Consider the following 1,318-nt stretch of genomic DNA (forward strand, 5'->3'; position numbering starts at 1 on the left):
AGCTTGGCAGCAAACATTCAAGCAGGACTATTTCGCTTGAGATGGTTAAGAGACTCCTTCTTGAAGAATTCGGAACATATCTTATAAGCGAGACAGAAGTAAAGGATTTTAAACTTACAAAAGACCAGATAACCGTGCTGTCTGCAGGAATCGTAAGGGCAGAGGTGGTAGATGAAAAATGGGATGGAAAAACCTATTGGCTTAAGGTAAAAGTATCTGCGGATACTAAAGAGGTTGCGAAGTCTCTCGATAGTCTTAGGAAGGACAGCAGAAAGATAAAAGAGATGGAAGCATCGCTAAGGGATGCTAATAGAAGGGCTGACGAGGCACTGAAAGAGATCGAACGACTCAAAAAAGAGGCAGGTAAGCTAAAAACAGATAATTGGCGTAACAAAATATTTTATAGGAGGTGCGCCCTTTTTTGCCCTATTTCGTTTTTACACAAAAAAGTTTACACTATCTAACACCACAGTGTCCCAAATGCGGCAGTGCAAATGTTACTTTTTAAGGATTTTCGTGAGCCAAATAACTCCGCCAGCCGCATTTTTCATCATTATTACAGCCTTTTCCATTGTCAATAATTTTCTTTTCTGTTATCATTTAATCATAAATGTAATCATAATCACTGAAGGCGTGTATGGTGAGAACGCAAATTCAATTAACAGAAGATCAGGCAGAGGCATTAAAGAGGCTTGCAACAACCCGTCATCTTTCTGTGGCGGAACTGATACGGCAGGCTATTGATAAAATGATAAAATCCGCAGTATTGGTTGATATTGAAGAGAGACGCCGGAGGGCTATCGAGGCTGCAGGGCGTTTTAGCTCCGGATTGAAAAATCTTTCAGAAAAACATGATGAATATTTTGTAGAGGCGATTGAAAATAAATGACAGTATTCATGGATACTTCTGCTTTTGTAGCTATTCTTAACAAGGATACGAGAATCATTCAGAGGCAAAAGATTTATGGATAAATCTGATCTCTTCTGATGCCGTGCTTGTGAGCAATAATTATATCCTTCTGGAAAGTTTTGCGGTTATACAGCGGCGGCTTGGCATGGAATCCGTCAGGACATTTCAGGAAGATGTACTGCCTTTAATAAATATCGAGTGGATCGATGATGTCGCGCATGAGGCAGGCATAAGCGCCTTTCTTACGGCATCGAGAAAGAACCTTGGTCTTGTAGATTGCGTAAGCTTTGAGATAATGCGCAAACTTTCGATTAAAACAGTTTTTGCTTTTGACCCGCATTTTGAGGAACAGGGTTTTAAGTGCATTCCTTAACAGAATAAAGCTGGAGAGTATTGCTTTTTAGCGGA

Annotated in this window: 2 protein-coding genes and 1 pseudogene; all 3 read left to right on the forward strand. The window is 40.2% G+C overall.

Going from position 1 to position 1,318, the window contains the following annotated elements; genetic code table 11:
* Nucleotides 1–464: hypothetical protein (locus tag V7L97_RS12740; RefSeq protein ID WP_333656583.1), on the forward strand; the 464-nt coding region annotated here is incomplete at its 5' end.
* A 173-nt stretch (nt 465–637) separates the two neighbouring features.
* Nucleotides 638–889 carry a CopG family transcriptional regulator gene (locus tag V7L97_RS12745; protein WP_333656585.1) on the forward strand — a complete coding sequence of 84 codons (252 nt, stop codon included), beginning with the start codon at nt 638–640 and terminating at the stop codon, nt 887–889.
* A 64-nt stretch (nt 890–953) separates the two neighbouring features.
* A pseudogene (locus V7L97_RS12750) lies at nt 954–1,283 on the forward strand (type II toxin-antitoxin system VapC family toxin); the annotation flags it as partial.
* Between the last annotated feature and the right edge of the window lie 35 nt (nt 1,284–1,318).

The sequence above is a fragment of the Dissulfurispira sp. genome, assembly GCF_036745535.1.
In the GTDB taxonomy this organism is placed as follows: Bacteria; Nitrospirota; Thermodesulfovibrionia; order Thermodesulfovibrionales; family Dissulfurispiraceae; genus Dissulfurispira.

Coding starts and splice junctions, on each gene's coding strand:
- V7L97_RS12745 (WP_333656585.1), top strand. CDS start 638: ATGGTGAGAACGCAAATTCAATTAACAGAAGATCAGGCAGAGGCATTA.